The organism is Chloroflexus sp. MS-G, from assembly GCF_000735195.1.
Classification (GTDB): Bacteria; Chloroflexota; Chloroflexia; order Chloroflexales; family Chloroflexaceae; genus Chloroflexus.
In genome coordinates this window covers 1-16,243 of record NZ_JPIM01000024.1, presented here as the reverse complement: position 1 = coordinate 16,243, position 16,243 = coordinate 1, and the positions used below count along the sequence as shown (strand labels likewise).

The following is a 16,243-nucleotide window of genomic DNA, read 5'->3' as shown; positions in this document are numbered from 1 at the left end:
CAAGAGTGGGTATATGTGGATGTTAGAAGCAAATCTTTATACTATGCTCTGTGTCCTCAGTGCCTCTGTAGGTACATTGCACCATTGAGGCATAGAGCAATGAAAGCAGTGGACTTGGCGAGGAATACTTGTCATCTAAAATGTGGATGTTGTTATCCCGTCGCGCCATCAGCATTACCGGCTAATTTCGGTAGCAATTGAGCTGTAATCAAAGTGGTTAATGCTGAAGTATCTCCACCATCACTTTGGACCACTATCGGACGCGGCGCACGCTTCATCAACGTTTCAGCGACCTGTAAACGGCGACGGGCAAGTTCATACTGTAATACGGCCCGGTTATCTTGATAAGCCTGGCCCAGATATTCCAGGCCACGCGCCTCGTTCTCGGCCTGGCGGAGCGTTGCCCGACCACGCGCCTCAATTTCCCAGCGTACTCGCTGGGCTTCGGTCTCTTTCTCTTGCAGCATGCGAGCCACATCCTCGCGGGCTTTGTTAATCGCTGCCCGTACCTCAACCAGCTTGGCATCGCGCACCTTTTTCGCCCGTTCGATTTCTAGCAGCAAGCTATCGATCCGCTGCTTTTTAATCAGCTCCCACTCCCGTTCGTATGCCTGCAATTCTTTTGCAACCCGCTCACGAGTGGCCAGATGTTGCTGATACTGATCGGGTAATTGCACGTCAGGTATATTGGCACCAGTGATGCGAACGCCATAACGAGCGAGTTGGCGATTAAGCAACTCTTGCATATCACCAACATCACTACCGCGCAGGTCGTATGCGCGTTCGGTTTCGACCCGTCGCGCCCGTTGGCGAATGGCATCCTGGACAGCGCTACTCAGCACCAGATCAAAGTTGCTTGCTCCCAATCGGCGGAAGAAGGCGATCGGGTCTTCAATCCGGAATTTCAAGAAAAACTCTATCGACTTCAGTGGTACATTTTCACGAGTTGGCGCCGCCATCACCGGTGCAGTGTATGGGATTTCAGTGCTGGTATCAACCACCGCTTCCACCTTCTCCCATGGCCACCATAGATAATGACGGCCCGGTGGCAGCGTACCGACGATCTGCCCCCAGTGCGAGAGAATACCGGTGGTTCCTTGCTCTATCTCCACAATTGCGTTGAGGAAGAATGAAATGCCCGCAGCAATGAACATCAAAAATGCCAGCAACAGCACCAGGCCACCAAAAATACCTCCACTGAAAACAGCCACGCCGAGGAGGTATAAGCTGATTGCCAGTGGGAAAAGCCAGCGTGCTCGTCGTCGATCTTTGGGGATCACCACCGGCACCAGTTGGCCCTCTTCACCCGAACGGAGAAGTTGCCGGATACGGTTCCAGGTTGCTACCGCCTCACGAATGCGGGAAAATTCACGTCGGGTATCGCTCACTGGTTATCTCCTTTCGTATCGGTCTGATCGCTTCCGCCTGCAATGACTTGCTTGATCTGTTCGGTGCGGGCCAAAATCCGCTGGCGAATCTCTTGCATGCGGCTGCGAATCGCAGCAACGTCTTCCGGTGAATAGAGTTGAGTATCGGTAATACCCAGCATTCGTTGCGCCAAGGCCAGATAGTCGATGACCGTATCGTCACTGCTGCTGACCTGGACAATTTGCGGCAGATGGTCAGCTACTGCTTCGAGTCGGTCGAGAATATCTTGTTGATAGCGGTACTGCAAGATTTCAGGATACCGTGCGGCACCTACCGCACGAATATCGAGCGCCTGAGCTTCGAGCAACGCCGCATTAGCCCGCGCCGCACTCTCGGCCTCGCTGAGCAACTGGCTGGCGTAAGCATTCGCTCGATGAATTTCTCGTTCACGAGCCGTATCGATCTGGGCCTGGTAGGTGGCAATTTCGGCCTGAATAGCCGACAACTGCTCACGTAGGCTAGTTAATTCACGATTCAGATCGCCTTCGTCCTGTTCTTTGCGCAGAGCCAGTTGGTATTCATAGGTGTATGCCTCTTTCGCAACCCGAATCATTTCTGGTTTGGCGAGATCGATCCGGTATTCCGGACTGGAAGGCTCGGCGTGGGTGATGTTGGCGTTGACAAAGCGTACTGCGGGGAGAAATTGCTGGTTCAGGGTGTTGAGCAGGTTTTGCGTGCTCTCGCCAACTAGATCGTAAATGGCCTCAGCCCGTTGTTCATAGATGAGGGCACGGGTAACTTCACTCACCGCGTTCTGTAACTTCTCTTGAAAGCCCTTGGCGCCACCCAGGGTGAAGATAAAGGCTGCCGGGTCCTCGATCTTGAATTGCAGGAAGAGGTCTACTGAGGCATTAACCCGCGAGGCTGTCGGTGCTTCACGAATTGGAGCGTTGTACGGATATTCACGAGTGACATTGACGATGTAGCTCACCCGTTTCCATGGATCGAGTAAGACTTTCCGCCCCGCTGGTGCAATCTCTTCGAGTTTGCCAAAACGGGTGATCAGTGCCTGACACCCGTCGGGTACCATAATGAAGGTGTTGCGCCAAAGGCTGTAAACAACATACCCAACGATGAGCAGCCAGTAATGGGGACCAAACAGCACGAGACTCAGGTTGGTGAAGCCAAACGAAACAGTGTCGATGATCAGGCTAAAGAGCCAGCCGATCAGGCCAATCACTACCAACACAATCGTGATAGCGATCCAGAACGAAGATCGTGGATCGCGTGGGATAACGACCGGGGAAATAACGTTGGCGATTTGCCCGCCAGATTCTCGTTGCTGAAAGTTACGATTGAGTAACTCGGCAGCTTCATCGAGCAAGACACTCATTTGCTCGATGCGGGTGGCGCCACTCTCGTTGCCCGAACGCTGGGAAATGAAGTCGCTGGCTTTAATTTGTAGTTGTTCGAGTTCACCGCTTTCCAGGATTTGCCTGGCAGTAGCAAGACCTCGTTGCAAGCGGTTCATAACCTCTCCTTCTTCGCTTGAGCGGTTGTTCAGCAAGATGACATAAGTATCTTGCAATCCACCATATCCGCAGGATACACAGGTATACAAGGTATCTTATCGGCACTCTTGAGGTATGGTCGTTAGCTTGGAGCGGATTCTATATCACGACATCGTGCGGTACAGAGCCCCGCATCCTCAGGTATTTTGGAGCGTTTTTCAGTTTTTCGCTAAGAGATTATTGTGTGAAGCCTGTCCTGTAATGTATATACGAGACTTATCGTCTGGAAGTTGCAAGATGATCCTTCTGTGAACCTAATGTTGCGTTGATCGGTCAGCATGCTCTCGCGGGTCATTCAACGGCACTCAAGCACCGGATCGTTGTTCACGTTGCAGCAACTCTTCTACCAACCGTCGGCGTAAGAGTTTACCGATGAAGCTGCGCGGGAGTGCTTCGCGAAACTCAATTTTGTCAGGAACAATCGGTAGGTTGATCCGATCACGCAGAAAAGCCAAGACCTCAGCTTCACTTACCTGTTCACCGGGGCGAGTGACAACAAAAACATGTACTTCGGTTCTGCCGTCAGGTTGCGGTACCCCAACCACGGCGGCATCGATGACCGTTGGGTGTTCGTATAAGGCCTCTTCAAAATCGCGAGGGTAGATGTTGTAGTTACCGGCGATGATCATCTCTTTCTTACGTTCGATAATCTGAAAATAGCCGTCGGGTAGCATACGGGCGATGTCGCCCGTTCGTAACCAGCCATCAGGGGTGAACGCTTCAGCAGTGGCCTGGGGGTTTTGCCAGTAACCGGCCATCAGTTGTGGACCTCGCACCAATAGCTCGCCGATCGCGCCGGGTGGCAGATCATCGCCGCTCTGTAGATCAACGATCCGGGCTTCTGTATCAGGGATCGGAATCCCAATTGAACCTGCGCGCCGCGTGCCGCGCAGTGGATTAGCGTGTGTTACCGGACCGGCCTCGGTCAATCCGTAGCCTTCAACCAATCGACAGCGTGTAATGCGCTCAAAACCTTCTTGTACCTCTACCGGTAACGGTGCGGCGCCGCTCAAACAACTCTTCAACGAAGATAATCCGTACTTACGGACATCGCGAACTTCATTGAGGGCGGCGTACATTGGTGGCACACCGGGGAAGATGGTGGGCCGTTCTCGTCGAATCGCGTGCAATACATTGTGCGTCTCGAAGGTCGGTAACAAGATCAGCGTTGCTCCTAACGTAATACCGACATTCATGCAGGCCGTCATACCGTAGGCATGCGAAAAAGGAATGACACATAACACCCGCTCATTGCCCTCTTCCGCATCAGCGTACCACATGCGGGTTTGGATGGCATTGGCGTACAGACTTGCGTGACGGTGCAAGACCCCTTTGGCAGTACCGGTCGTGCCACTGGTGTAAAGAATAACGGCGGGATCGCTGGCATTGAGATGGGGAAGATCACCGGTCTGACCGTCCGCCAAGAGGTGCTGAAACCAGATGGCTTGACGTGCCTGCGCATCGGGTACCCGATGACCTTCTCGTTCCTGGCGCAGCAGCGTGAACAGAACACGCTGGCTTGAAGGCAGATATTCCTTCAGATTTGTATAGATCAGACGAGGGATGGGCATCTTTGCCCGTACCTGTTCGATCAACTGGTGAAACATACTCAGGGCAATCACGGTGGTTGCCCCAGAGTCCTCGACTTCGTGGGCAAAGCCCTCAGCATCAAAGACAGGGTTCGCTAACACGACAATCCCGCCGGCTAGGAGAACACCGTAACAGGCAATGACGGCCTGGGGAATGTTCGGCAACAAAATAACCGCCCGTTCGCCAGGTTGAAAACCGGCGTTCAACAGACCGCGGGCGAATTGAGTAACTTCTGCCCACAGGCGCGCATAGCTGAGTGTCCGACCGTAAAATGCAATCGCTGGAATGTCGGCGTAGCGCTCGGCAGCACGTTGCAACAGAGCCGGTAGTGGTTCCGGGGTAAGGTTGAGGGTGACTGGTACACCTGGATCGTAGTGACGCACCCATGGTCGTAAGGTAAACAGATCACTGCTCATGTGCTATCTCTGAACGGGAATGAGAATGATAAGGCATACATCAGCTTCGAATCGATTATGAATGGTGATACGACGAATGTCAATAAGCACCTATCAGAGAAATCCTATTGCACAAGAAAATCGGTCGGGACGCAGCAGGCGCTGCACTCGTACATCCATCGACAAGTTTCATCCACGGCCAAGTGACGACAAGGTGTGCGGATGCGGGGTTTTCAAAGTTTTCGCCTGATCTAGTCGTGCATCTCCCTCATACCTCCTCCCGCCAGCTCCGTGGCCCGGCCAGAAAACGGTCGATCAAACGGTTCACCGCTTCGGGGCGTTCGAGATGCGGGAGATGACGAGTATAACGCACGATCTCAAGGCGGGCGTTGGGCATCAGGCGCTGGCTTTCACGGGCCTGTGAAACGGGGGCGATAAAATCCCACTGACCGGCAATGATCAGGGTCGGCGTCTGAACTTGAGGTAATACCGCACGTCCGTTCCAGCGAAACAGCGTACCGGCCAGCACCCGCTGGATGACTTTAACCGGCGCATACGTTTTGGGCATCAGGATCGGCCGTAGTCTTTCGAGCATTGCCAGCGAGATTGGTAGTTTGACGATGCGCTCGTGCAGTGGATGCAGATGCATTTCTGGCCCAGTGGCAATTAAAATGAGGCGACTGACGCGCTGCGGTTGGCTGGCGGCAAACGTGATTGCAATCGGCCCACCAAACGAGTGGGCCATGAGAATGAACGGCTCTTCCACTTGCAAGCGTGTCAACAATTGGGTGATGTCCCACAAAAACTCTTCGAGTGAATAGGCCGAATTGACCACTTCTGAACGGCCATGACCACGTAAGTCTGGAGCGATAACACGATAGCGACCGGCTAAATGCTCGATCTGGTGTACCCATTGCTCGAGATGACCGGCACAACCATGAATACAAACAATGGTTCCCTGCTGTTCACCGTCTAGTGGCCCAACATCAACGACGCTCAAACGTACCGGCGCAGTTCCGGCAAGCTGAATCTCTTTGCGATAGGGTTCCAGGTTCATACAGGTAGCTTTCCGAATTTACAATTGATAGTGCAGAGACATATTTTCTACATTCTCTCTGCCGATCTGCCATCTTCGTCATCATCGCTGAGAAATGCCCGCAGAGCGCGGGTAAATGCACCTGGTCGCTCGTCCATCGGGTTATGAATACTGGCCGGGAGTACAACGTATCGGGCGCCAGGGATAACTTGTGCCAACCGACGAGCATGCGAGGGGGGCACAAGACTATCGAATTGCCCGGTAAGCACTAACGTTGGCACCCGAATCTGTTGCAGACGCTCATCGGCACGAGTCGCAAAAAGTGATCGTAAAATGCGGTACAATCCTTCTGGATCAAAGGTGGCAAGGTACGAGGCTCGCCGTACCCATGGCCGAATCCAACCGCCGCCGTGATCGTGAGGGATACGCTGACCAATCGGGCGGAACGCCCGTCCGATAGCCTGTGTGATGCGGAAAACAGGCCAGCCGATGGCGGGCAAGAGGTAGAGACGGGTGTAGGTCGGCATCCGATAGGCATCAACGGCAGCATCGATAAGTGCCAGGCGCCGAACCAGATGAGGGTAGCGCAGGGTTACCTCAACCGCTACACTGCCACCCATTGAATGACCAACAAGAATGATAGCCGTCAAGCCGAGATCGGCACAAAAATCGGCGACAAGTGTAGCGATTCGTTCAATCTGATCGGCCTGACCAAGCCGACTCTCGCCGTGACCTGGCATATCAATTGCAAAGCAGCGGTAATCGCGACCCAGATCGCGTAGGGTGCTCCACCACAATTCTTTGAAGGCACCCCAGCCATGCAGAAAAACGATCGCTGGTCCTTCTTCACCGGCGGTGAGATAACTCAGGCCGAGCCGGTGATGGTAGCAGTGTTCGATATGCGTTACCATAATAAAGTAAGCGGATGTCACAGTATTCGCAAACAACTGACAGACAATTATACCGTTTTAAAATCAATTGACCGGCAGATTCTCTAGATGACAGGTATCATAACGTATGGCAAACATTCTGGTAGCAATGAGCGGAGGCGTTGATAGTTCATTGGCCGCCGCCCTTCTTCTTGAGGCCGGTCATCAGGTGACCGGTGTGACAATGCACTTGTGGGATGACGATGACCACGGACTGCGCGAGAGTCTCTGTTGTGCGGCAGAGGCGGCAGCCAGTGCCCGGCGGGTCTGTGCATTGCTCGGTATTCCTTTCTACGTCTTCAACTATCAACGCGAATTTCGCCGTCACGTGATCGACTATTTTATCCGTGCGTACACGCATGGCCTGACACCTAACCCATGCGTTGAGTGTAACCGGATGATAAAGTTTCGCGCTTTGCTCGACCGGGCACGGACGTTAGGCTTTGATGCCGTCGCTACCGGTCACTATGCGCGAGTGGTGCAGACTCATAGCGGGCGTTATCAGCTCTGGCGGGCTGTCGATGCCGAGAAAGATCAGTCGTATATGCTCCATATGCTCGGTCAAGCCGAACTGTCTCGCTTACTCTTCCCGATCGGTTCATACACCAAGCGCGAAGTTCGTGAAATGGCTGCTGCACGTGGCCTGCCCAGCGCCGACCGTGAAGAGAGTCAGGACATTTGCTTCGTCCCCGATGGCGATTATCGGAACCTGCTGCAGATCGAAGCACCAGAAAGCCTCGTTCCAGGCCCGATTTTCGATCTTGAAGGGCGAGAGATCGGTCGTCACCGTGGGTTACCACTCTACACCGTTGGGCAGCGCCGCGGATTGGGATTAGGTGGAGGTGAGCCACGTTACGTAGTTGCCATCGATCCGGCCCGCAATGCTTTAATCGTCGGCCCAGCGGCAGCACTCAACCGCGAGCGATTTACTGTGATCGATGTACATTGGGTTGATGATGCCCCACCAGCAGAGGTGTTCCACTGTGAAGTACAGGTGCGCGCTCATGCCGAGCCATTGCCGGCCCGAGTGTCGCAACAAACTGATGGGCGCTGGCTGGTTGAGCTGGAACGTCCACAGCGTGCCGTCAGTCCAGGACAGGCTGCCGTCTTCTACTCTGGGATGCAGGTGTTAGGTGGTGGCTGGATTGCTCGCCCGGAGGTCGGATGAGTGCTCTTTCGCCTGCCGCGTTGCTCTTACTGTTACTGACGACAACGCACGCCACACTTGCTCACGTTCTGCTCGGACGCACGTGGCGGCAGCTCCCTATCTTTTGGGTAACTGCGGCCGTAGGCTGCCTGATCGCCACCCTACTGGGCTGGCGTTTTCCGCTTAACCTGCCGACGCCGGCCGGTATCCCGATGCTGGAAGCGTCACTGCTTGCCTGGGTTTTACTGATAGTTGTTTCGCGCTTGCGGCCATGATATAATTCAGCGCATTAGAGTGCTCTCGCAGTCACATTCTGTGTGACAGGTACGGAGGTTACCCTGTGTTACGTTGGATTGCTATCGGAATCGGCCTGTTGACCGCCGTGCTGTTCGGTTTTATTATCGCCGCGATCTTCCTCGGTGAAGATTTTCGAGCTGCCTGGCGCGATGTGTTTATTGTGATTCTGGCCGCATTGCAGTTGATCGGTGCGGTATTATCTATCGCTATTCTGATCGCGCTCCTCTACGTTGTCGATCAGATCAACCGTCTGGCACGTCATAACGTCATACCTAAACTCGATGAAGCGCTGACAAAGGCGAACGAAGCACTGGATGTCGCCCGCACCATTGCCAATAATGTCCGTGATTCAGCGCAGACGGCAACCACAACGACGACCTACGTTGCCGAACGGGTTGTGTCGCCGATTATTCGTATCTCGAGTCTGGTGACCGGTGTGCGGGCTGCCGCCACGACACTGGCTCGTCGTGGTAATCCCGACGAACCTAAGCGTTAGTGTGCTGCTGATAAACAATGGAAGAATACCCAATTTTGATACAATGTGGTGCCTGATGGCATGGTAAGATAGAGGATAGTAGACTTTACTCGTTGCGTAAACGGGCAGACACGAGCAAAGCAGGCATGAGTGGACAACAGTTTAAATACGGTGGGCAGGCAGTTCTTGAAGGTGTTATGATGCGCGGTCGTCGGCAAGCGACGGTTGTCGTGCGCCGTCCTGATGGGAGTTTTGCCCGGCTTGATCTGCCTATCCCTGCCCGTCACGCACGCTGGCAACGCTGGCCGTTGCTGCGCGGATTTACCGCTTTGGCCGAAGCCTTCACTATTGGTCGTCAGGCCCTTGATTTTTCGGCCTCGGTCGTGGCTGCCGATGAGAACGATCAGGTGTCGCCCCTAGTGCAGACCCTGATCTTCGGTGTAACCATCGCTATTGCTATTGGTATCTTCGTAGTGTTGCCGTCGCTGGTGGCGAATGCCATCGGCCAGCTAGGGACGCCGGTCCTCTTGCGCGAAGCCGTTGAGGCATGCATCAATCTGGCGCTGGTCGTCGCCTACATTGTGGCCATTGGCCGCATTCCCGACATTCATCGTGTATTCGGCTATCACGGCGCCGAACACAAGGTGATCAATGCGTATGAGGCGGGCTTACCGCTGACAGTAGAATTGGTACGACAGTGCAGTCGGATTCATCCACGCTGTGGTACTAGTTTCCTCCTCGCGGTAGCACTTATTGGTTTTCTGATCTTTCTATCAGTTTCAGGACTACCGGTCTGGCAGCGCATTCTTGCTCGCATTATCCTGATCCCATTGGTGGCAGCAGTCGCCTATGAAGTACAACAACTGGCTGCCAATCACTACCATCGCCCGTGGGTGCGCTGGTTATTGGCGCCGACGTTGGCCGCCCAATATCTGACAACACGTGAGCCAAATGATGATATGATTGCTACAGCGATTGCTGCGTTCGAGCCGGTACTGGCTGCCGATCAGTCTGTCCAGCCTCAACCAGCATCACTCGCAGATAAAATGGTTGGAATGGTCGATACGCAACCAACGACCTGATAGAAACAATGATGCAAGACCCGCGATAGCGGAGGAATGTATGGCATTGGTGGGAAATATCCGTGATTTCAGTCTCTCAGACTTTCTCTCGCTCGTTGATCGCGGGTATAAAACGGGTGCTTTGCATCTGTCGCATAATGATCAGATGGCTCGCCTGTATTTTGAGAAGGGAAAATTACTGTTAGCAGCGCGTCGTCCAGAGGATGAAAAACCTGAATTGCTGGTACGACTCGGTGTGCTCAACGCAGATCAAGTGGCTCAAGCCTGTCGGCTGTTAGCCGAACGTGGGAATGGCCTGACACTCAGCCAGATTCTGATCGATACTGGTCTGGTGAGTGCTGATCGGTTGCAACAAGCCCTGATGAGCCATACCGAGCAGTCGGTGTACGGGTTATTTGCCTGGCCCGAAGGAGATTTTCTCTTCGAGCATAATCAGCGTCCGGCGCCTGATGCCCCACTGGCGCCGACGCCCATTTCGATTGATCACCTGATTATGGAGGGGGTACGACGGATCGATGAATGGGAACGCATTCGCGATCGCATTCCATCGACCGACCTGGTGCCTCGTTTTCTGGCGCCTCCAGGGGAAAAGCTCAAGGGTATGCGCCTTGCCCCTGATGAGTGGAAGGTCTTTGCCCGGATTAATGGTCGTGATACCCTGGCTGAAATTGCTCAAAAGACTGGGTTGAGCGATTTTGATGTGTGCCGTGCGGTCTACGGTTTTCTGACCGCCGGAATGCTGGAGTTGGTCAAGCGACAGCGTGTGCTGGCTGCCGGTATGCCACCGGTCGAACAGCCGCGTCTAAAGAAGAGCCTTGTTAACCGGATCATCAATCGGATCCGCAGCATGTAGCTGGGGCCGGAGCATCGGAGCGGAGGGCTGTGTGCAGACGGTAAAGATGGTGATCAGCGGCGCCGTGAACGCCGGCAAAACCGAGTTTATTAAGACGATCTCGGAAATTGAGGTTGTCTCTACGGAGCGCCGGGCGACCGACGATACTCGACTGATCAAGAAGGAAACAACTGTCGCGATGGATTTTGGGCGCATCGCGATCTCTGATGATCTCGTGCTCCATCTCTTTGGAACACCGGGACAAAAACGCTTCGACTTTATGTGGGAGATCCTGGCCGAAGGTATGCTTGGTCTGGTGATCCTGGTCGATAGTACGCGCCCCGAAACGTTCCGAGAGACGAACCGAATCATCGATTTTTTCGTCTCGTACCGCGATACACCGTATGTGATTGCGGCCAATAAGCAGGATCGCCCTAATGCGTGGTCGCCAGAAGAGTTGCGTCTGGCGTTGCGTCAACCACCGCACATTAAAGTGTTACCCTGTACCGCAACTGATCGGGAGAGCGTCAAAAATGTGCTGCTTGAATTACTTTACGTAATCCAAGAGCGCAGCGAAGATTAAATGCGCTTCATTTTTGGCATGGCTTTGTGATGAGTAGAAATCGTTTTTGCTCATTACAAAGCCATAAAAGTCGGTTGATAAGTTTCAAAAGCCATTTGGCGCATCAGCAAGGGATAAAGGTCTTGACAGATACGGTATACTGCTTTCTGAAAAGGTTGTTGTGAATGGATGTTAAGGAGGACTGCACCAATGCAGAAGACGGATTTTATCAAGGCGGTAGCTGAGCGGGCGAAGGTTTCACAGAAAGAGACGAAGCAGATCATTGACGCTGCACTCGATGTGATTACTGAGGCGCTGGCCCGTGGTGAGAAGGTGACACTTACCGGTTTCGGGACGTTTGAAGTACGCACCCGCCAGGAACGCGATGGGGTTAATCCGCAAACTGGTGAGAAGATACGCATTCCCGCCACGAAGACCCCTGGCTTCAGTGCCAGTAGCACGTTGAAAGAAGCGGTAAAGGGCTAGGCTGGGCCTGTCAGACCAATATGAGGAACAACGAAAGGGATGCGGTAACGCCGTATCCCTTTCGTGTACGTAAGCATCTTCATTTCAGTTTGTGTTCGTAGTCGCAACTACGCTGAGGAAATAGTCACGTCCACGACGGATGAACCCTATCAGTCGTGGCGAGGCACTGCCTTGCCCCAACCTCGCGACCATTGTCGGAGTGGGTAGCGGTGCAACGGATGTATCCCCGTGGACGGGCGCAGCGGCGCCTGCGCCCCAACCGATCTCCTGACGAACACGACCAAAATCTGACAATGCCTAAAGCCCCGACTGTGCCACGTGGCGCATTGACGGCAAGCTGTATCTGCGGCTATAATAAGGCTGACGGGCCGCTAGCTCAACGGCAGAGCAATCGGCTCATAACCGACAGGTTCTCGGTTCGAATCCGAGGCGGCCCACCAGAGGCGACTGCTATAATGCTGTCGCCGATTTTTATTCGAGTGAGAGAGTGCTCTCTTCACCTTTATGCGGTTGCTGAAAAATGGGGTACGAGCAGCAAGAGTGGCTGCCAACCGTCCGCCATAACTCTCTCTTTCCCTCCTTACGTGTGGGAGTGAACGAGGTATGCAGGGAAGGTGAGGAGCTTGCCGATGTTATCAACTTTGACCAGAGCAGCACCTGCTCGTCAGCGCTGGAAGCAGCATCTTTCTGAGCGCACAGCAATCCGGCCAGGCCGGTCGGGTGCAAACGTTGAACAGCCCTCAGCCTGCGCAAGCTGCTTGACAGCCATTCAAATTCCTTCTATTATTTTTCCAAAATCATCTGCACAACCGGGGGAGCCGGAAGAGTCCGGCTGAGAGTGCGGCCCGACAGATGCCGCTGACCCTTTGAACCTGATCTGGGTTATGCCAGCGGAGGGAGGTTTCACGGGTTTTAATACCGTCATTCCCTACCGTCGGAATGGCGGTATTTTGTTTTTCGGAGTTCGTCAATCGAAGGGAGTGAACGATGGCCTCAATCACTGTCAGCTTTGAAGTATTGCCCGGTGGTTTGCCCGATAAGGCAACAACCTATGCCGCAGTTGATGCTGCTATCGCTGTCGTGGCTGCAAGCGGTCTGCCGTACCGGGTCGGGCCGATGGAAACGACGATTGAAGGTGATTACGATGCCATTATGGCTGTCATCAAGCAAGCTCAAGAAGCCGTCCTGGCGGCTGGCGCCAGTCGTGTGTTTACCCTGATTAAGGTGGACTACGATCCGAACGGTTCTTCAATTGCCGAAAAGCTAGCGAAGTATGAGTGACGAGGTTGCTGCCCCAATTTCTGTACCACCGACGCCGACGACGGCTCGTGCGCTATGGCGCCGTCGTCTGGATGAGTACGGCCCGTCAATCCTACTCGTTATCCTCTTGCTGTTCCTCTGGGAAGGCATCGTCTGGTATCTTACCATCCCTGACTGGCTTCTGCCGCCACCGTCACGGATCGCAACGACACTGATTGCCAGTCTCCCGATCCTGCTCGGTCATACGCTGGCCACACTCACCGTCACCATTCCTGGCTTTAGCTTAGCATTGATCGGCGGTTTTAGTTTGGGGATAGCGTTGGATGCATCGCCCCTGTTGCGGCGAGCAATCTACCCTTTGCTGGTTACTTCACAGACAGTGCCGATTGTGGCGATTGCGCCACTCTTGGTCGTTGGTTTTGGCTTTGGTCTCTTGCCAAAAGTGATCGTCGTCGCCCTGGTGACCTTCTTTCCCATTGTGGTGAACACAATTGATGGCCTGCAGAACGCCGATCGTGATCAGCGCCGTTTGCTGGAAGCGATGGGGGCAAACTACTGGCAATTGCTGCGCCTGTTACGGTTGCGGGCCGCATTGCCTGCTATGTTCACCGGGATTAAGGTGGCAATTACCTACAGTGTTATTGGTGCGGTTTTGGCTGAGTGGATCGGCGCCAGCACTGGACTTGGCGTCTATATCGCCCGCTCGTTGCGAGCTTTCCGTACCGATCAGGTCTTTGTTGCTGCCCTGGTCACTTCGCTTTTAACTATCGTTCTCTTTACCCTAGTAAGTTTGCTCGAACGCAAGATCGTCTTCTGGAAAGGAGAACACTGATGCGCAAATGGCTGATACTTGTACTGATATTCGTCTTGACGGCCTGTGGCAATGCCACTACTTCTGTACCGGCAACCCCTGAGCGGCCCCTAACTACGGTGCGGATTGGATTAGACTGGACGCCAAATACGAACCATACCGGTCTCTACGTGGCGCAGATGCAAGGCTACTATGCAGATCAAGGGTTGCAGGTTGAGATTCTCGGTGCGCAAGAGGGTGGTACGGTCGAGCAACTCGTTGCCACCGGACGACTCGATTTTGGTATCTCGTATCAGGAAGGCGTCACTCAGGCTCGGGTGGAAGGCGTCCCGATTGTCTCTATTGCAGCTATCATTCAACACAATACCAGCGGTTTTGCCAGTCGGGTCGAAGAGGGTATCACCAGCCCACGCGATTTTATTGGCAAAAAATATGGGGCATTTGGTTCACCAATCGAGGAAGCGGTTATTCGTGGGTTGCTCGAGTGTGCGGGTGTTGGCGATCAGTTCGACCAGGTACGGTTTGTTGACATCGGGAGTTCCGATTTTTTTGTCGCTACCGAACGTGATGAGGTTGATTTTGTCTGGATTTTTAAGGGATGGACTGGTATAGAGGCTGAGGTGCGCGGTATCCCTCTGAATATTGTGATGATGAATGATGTGCAGTGCATTCCCGACTATTACACGCCGGTTATCATCACCAGCGAGAAGCTCGTCGCCGAAAACCCCGATCTGGTACGGCGCTTCCTAGTGGCAACTAGTGCCGGCTATCGTTTTGCCATCGAGCAACCGGCTGCTGCGGCAGAGATTTTGTTGAAGGCGGTACCTGAGCTTGATGCAGAGCTAGTACGGCGGAGTCAGCAGTATCTGGCCGGTCAGTATCAGGCAGAAGCTCCTCGCTGGGGGGAGCAGAAACTGGAGGTCTGGCAGGCCTATGCACAGTGGATGGCCGAGCGCAATCTCATTGCCCGAATGATTGAGCCGGAAAAGGCTTTTACGAATGACTTTCTACCTTGATGCGGGTATGAAGTGAGCGGGGCGAGGAGGAGTACGGCCGAGTTCCCAACTTTTCTACCGTGCGTGCGGAGACGCACGGCCCCCCGTTCCGACGCTGGTCTAACCAGCCCTCGTTGCCTCGCCGGTCACTTCTGTTCCTGTACCGTAGGGCCGAGTTCTACCTTCCATTCCCCCGCTTGTGGGGAATGGAGGTGCCGCAAGTGGAGAACGGCGTAGGGTGCAATGGTGTGCTGATGGGCTAACAGAGGGTTTCTTGCTCTGCACTGTATAATGCGGGCCAGAGGCCCGCACACCCGGCAAACCCACACGGATCGCGGATCTCCTGCGGCAAGCGCTGACGTTCGTCGGTGTTGTGTGGTTTGCACCGTCGGGTTATCGAATGCAACCCGAACAGAAAACTCTGAAACTCTCTGTAAGGAAGGGAAAAGTTCAGCAAGAGCGAAACGTGGCGATTGCAAGAATGATACCGACGTAGATTATCCGTGCTGTGCCAATGTACGATTGACAAACGATGGCAACCCTTGAATTACATTCGATCCGTAAAACATTCGCCACCCCAACCGGTATGGTAACGGTGCTCGACGACATCAGGATGTATGTCGCCGCAGGTGAGTTCGTTGCCGTCATTGGACCAAGTGGGAGTGGGAAGACAACATTGTTCAACATTATTGCCGGTCTGGAACTCCCTGATACCGGTGCGGTCATTATCGATGGTGTTGATGTGACCGGTCAACGCGGCCATGTCGCCTATATGCCGCAGCGTGACGCCTTACTGCCCTGGTTATCGGTAGTGGAAAATGCCGTTCTGGCCACAGTCGTGCAAGGGGGCGATGTAGCTGCCGCCCGTCAGGAAGCCCGTTCTCTGCTGCCTGATTTTGGATTACAAGGTTGGGGTGATGCACGACCAGCGTTGCTTTCGGGTGGAATGCGGCAACGAGCTGCCTTTCTCCGCACTGTGCTCTGGCATCGCCCGATCATGCTCCTCGACGAACCGTTTGGCGCTCTTGATGCTCTCACCCGCGCTCAACTGCAACAATGGCTACTGGCATTGTGGGATCGACTGGATCGCACGGTTCTGTTGGTCACGCACGACATCGATGAAGCCCTGATTCTAGCCGACCGCGTGTATGTTCTCACCCCACGTCCGGCGCGTATTGCGCTGGAAATGCGGGTCGAACTCCCGCGACCCCGTTCGTATTCGCTCGTTACCGATCCAGCTTTTGCCCGCCTGAAGCGGCAATTGCAATCGGTTTTGATGAGTGGTGAGCGTTCCTCTTCCCAATAGGGAAAGGTGGAAAGCGGAGCCGAGGCAGTGAGCTAAAAGGACAGTGCGAATACTATCCTTCCCTTCCTTGCCTATAGTGAGCGCAGCAGGGACACTATCCC

16 protein-coding genes, 1 tRNA gene and 1 riboswitch are annotated in these 16,243 nt (G+C 54.1%); of the genes, 12 read left to right on the top strand and 5 right to left on the bottom strand.

Translation table 11 applies throughout. The features are described from left to right. Positions 1-152: 152 nt before the first annotated feature. The 5 genes from JE47_RS0106340 to JE47_RS0106320 form a co-directional block, all read right to left on the bottom strand. Complete coding sequence (locus JE47_RS0106340) at positions 153-1,388, bottom strand: SPFH domain-containing protein (RefSeq protein ID WP_031458949.1); 1,236 nt, start codon at positions 1,386-1,388, stop codon at positions 153-155. Further along, entirely contained in the window at positions 1,385-2,899 is a 1,515-nt protein-coding gene (locus JE47_RS0106335; RefSeq protein ID WP_031458948.1) for an SPFH domain-containing protein, read from the bottom strand. Before JE47_RS0106335 ends, JE47_RS0106340 begins: the two co-directional genes overlap by 4 nt. 345 nt (positions 2,900-3,244) lie before the next feature. Then, positions 3,245-4,945 carry a long-chain-fatty-acid--CoA ligase gene (locus JE47_RS0106330; protein ID WP_031458947.1) on the bottom strand — a complete coding sequence of 567 codons (1,701 nt, stop codon included), beginning with the start codon at positions 4,943-4,945 and terminating at the stop codon, positions 3,245-3,247. A gap of 247 nt (positions 4,946-5,192) precedes the next feature. Then, a complete protein-coding gene (locus tag JE47_RS0106325; RefSeq protein WP_031458946.1) occupies positions 5,193-5,981 on the bottom strand; it encodes an alpha/beta fold hydrolase in 789 nt (262 codons plus the stop codon). A 47-nt stretch (positions 5,982-6,028) separates the two neighbouring features. Further along, complete coding sequence (locus JE47_RS0106320) at positions 6,029-6,892, bottom strand: alpha/beta fold hydrolase (protein ID WP_236631148.1); 864 nt, start codon at positions 6,890-6,892, stop codon at positions 6,029-6,031. 85 nt (positions 6,893-6,977) lie between these two features. On the opposite strand from JE47_RS0106320, the gene mnmA reads away from it, so the two are divergent. The 12 genes from mnmA to JE47_RS0106260 all read left to right on the top strand — a co-directional run bounded on the left by mnmA (position 6,978) and on the right by JE47_RS0106260 (position 16,142). Then, positions 6,978-8,057, top strand: a complete 1,080-nt coding sequence (gene mnmA / locus JE47_RS0106315; protein WP_031458944.1) for a tRNA 2-thiouridine(34) synthase MnmA — start codon at positions 6,978-6,980, stop codon at positions 8,055-8,057. Further along, on the top strand, positions 8,054-8,311 hold the full coding sequence (locus tag JE47_RS0106310) for a hypothetical protein (protein WP_031458943.1): 258 nt from the start codon (positions 8,054-8,056) through the stop codon (positions 8,309-8,311). The genes mnmA and JE47_RS0106310 overlap by 4 nt, the downstream gene beginning before the upstream one ends. Positions 8,312-8,376: 65 nt before the next feature. Further along, the gene (locus JE47_RS0106305; protein ID WP_031458942.1) at positions 8,377-8,829 is read left to right on the top strand and encodes a hypothetical protein; all 453 of its coding nucleotides are present in this window, start codon (positions 8,377-8,379) and stop codon (positions 8,827-8,829) included. 125 nt (positions 8,830-8,954) lie between these two features. After that, positions 8,955-9,890: a DUF1385 domain-containing protein gene (locus tag JE47_RS0106300; protein WP_031458941.1), complete on the top strand. Its 936-nt coding sequence runs from the start codon at positions 8,955-8,957 to the stop codon at positions 9,888-9,890. 40 nt (positions 9,891-9,930) lie between these two features. After that, a complete protein-coding gene (locus JE47_RS0106295) occupies positions 9,931-10,743 on the top strand; it encodes a DUF4388 domain-containing protein (protein WP_031458940.1) in 813 nt (270 codons plus the stop codon). A 31-nt stretch (positions 10,744-10,774) separates the two neighbouring features. Then, a complete protein-coding gene (locus JE47_RS0106290; protein ID WP_012256561.1) occupies positions 10,775-11,305 on the top strand; it encodes a GTP-binding protein in 531 nt (176 codons plus the stop codon). A gap of 189 nt (positions 11,306-11,494) precedes the next feature. Next, a complete protein-coding gene (locus tag JE47_RS0106285) occupies positions 11,495-11,770 on the top strand; it encodes an HU family DNA-binding protein (protein WP_028457148.1) in 276 nt (91 codons plus the stop codon). A gap of 365 nt (positions 11,771-12,135) precedes the next feature. Continuing rightward, positions 12,136-12,210, top strand: a tRNA-Ile gene (locus JE47_RS0106280). Positions 12,211-12,571: 361 nt separating this feature from the next. Beyond that, positions 12,572-12,686: riboswitch (TPP riboswitch) on the top strand. Between the two features lie 71 nt (positions 12,687-12,757). Continuing rightward, the gene (locus tag JE47_RS0106275; protein ID WP_031458939.1) at positions 12,758-13,051 is read left to right on the top strand and encodes a thiamine-binding protein; all 294 of its coding nucleotides are present in this window, start codon (positions 12,758-12,760) and stop codon (positions 13,049-13,051) included. Further along, complete coding sequence (locus JE47_RS0106270; RefSeq protein ID WP_031458938.1) at positions 13,044-13,862, top strand: ABC transporter permease; 819 nt, start codon at positions 13,044-13,046, stop codon at positions 13,860-13,862. The genes JE47_RS0106275 and JE47_RS0106270 overlap by 8 nt, the downstream gene beginning before the upstream one ends. Then, complete coding sequence (locus JE47_RS0106265) at positions 13,862-14,857, top strand: ABC transporter substrate-binding protein (protein ID WP_031458937.1); 996 nt, start codon at positions 13,862-13,864, stop codon at positions 14,855-14,857. The genes JE47_RS0106270 and JE47_RS0106265 overlap by 1 nt, the downstream gene beginning before the upstream one ends. 511 nt (positions 14,858-15,368) lie before the next feature. Then, positions 15,369-16,142, top strand: coding sequence for an ABC transporter ATP-binding protein (locus tag JE47_RS0106260; protein ID WP_031458936.1), 774 nt, complete (start codon positions 15,369-15,371; stop codon positions 16,140-16,142). The last annotated feature ends 101 nt before the right edge of the window (positions 16,143-16,243 follow it).

What these genes read in the sequence shown, in the direction of transcription:
- JE47_RS0106335 (WP_031458948.1), bottom strand. Translation starts at nt 2,899, where the DNA reads ATGAACCGCTTGCAACGAGGTCTTGCTACTGCCAGGCAAATCCTGGAA.
- JE47_RS0106285 (WP_028457148.1), top strand. Translation starts at nt 11,495, where the DNA reads ATGCAGAAGACGGATTTTATCAAGGCGGTAGCTGAGCGGGCGAAGGTT.
- mnmA (WP_031458944.1), top strand. Translation starts at nt 6,978, where the DNA reads ATGGCAAACATTCTGGTAGCAATGAGCGGAGGCGTTGATAGTTCATTG.
- JE47_RS0106330 (WP_031458947.1), bottom strand. Translation starts at nt 4,945, where the DNA reads ATGAGCAGTGATCTGTTTACCTTACGACCATGGGTGCGTCACTACGAT.
- JE47_RS0106325 (WP_031458946.1), bottom strand. Translation starts at nt 5,981, where the DNA reads ATGAACCTGGAACCCTATCGCAAAGAGATTCAGCTTGCCGGAACTGCG.
- JE47_RS0106265 (WP_031458937.1), top strand. Translation starts at nt 13,862, where the DNA reads ATGCGCAAATGGCTGATACTTGTACTGATATTCGTCTTGACGGCCTGT.
- JE47_RS0106300 (WP_031458941.1), top strand. Translation starts at nt 8,955, where the DNA reads ATGAGTGGACAACAGTTTAAATACGGTGGGCAGGCAGTTCTTGAAGGT.
- JE47_RS0106260 (WP_031458936.1), top strand. Translation starts at nt 15,369, where the DNA reads ATGGCAACCCTTGAATTACATTCGATCCGTAAAACATTCGCCACCCCA.
- JE47_RS0106270 (WP_031458938.1), top strand. Translation starts at nt 13,044, where the DNA reads ATGAGTGACGAGGTTGCTGCCCCAATTTCTGTACCACCGACGCCGACG.
- JE47_RS0106275 (WP_031458939.1), top strand. Translation starts at nt 12,758, where the DNA reads ATGGCCTCAATCACTGTCAGCTTTGAAGTATTGCCCGGTGGTTTGCCC.
- JE47_RS0106295 (WP_031458940.1), top strand. Translation starts at nt 9,931, where the DNA reads ATGGCATTGGTGGGAAATATCCGTGATTTCAGTCTCTCAGACTTTCTC.
- JE47_RS0106310 (WP_031458943.1), top strand. Translation starts at nt 8,054, where the DNA reads ATGAGTGCTCTTTCGCCTGCCGCGTTGCTCTTACTGTTACTGACGACA.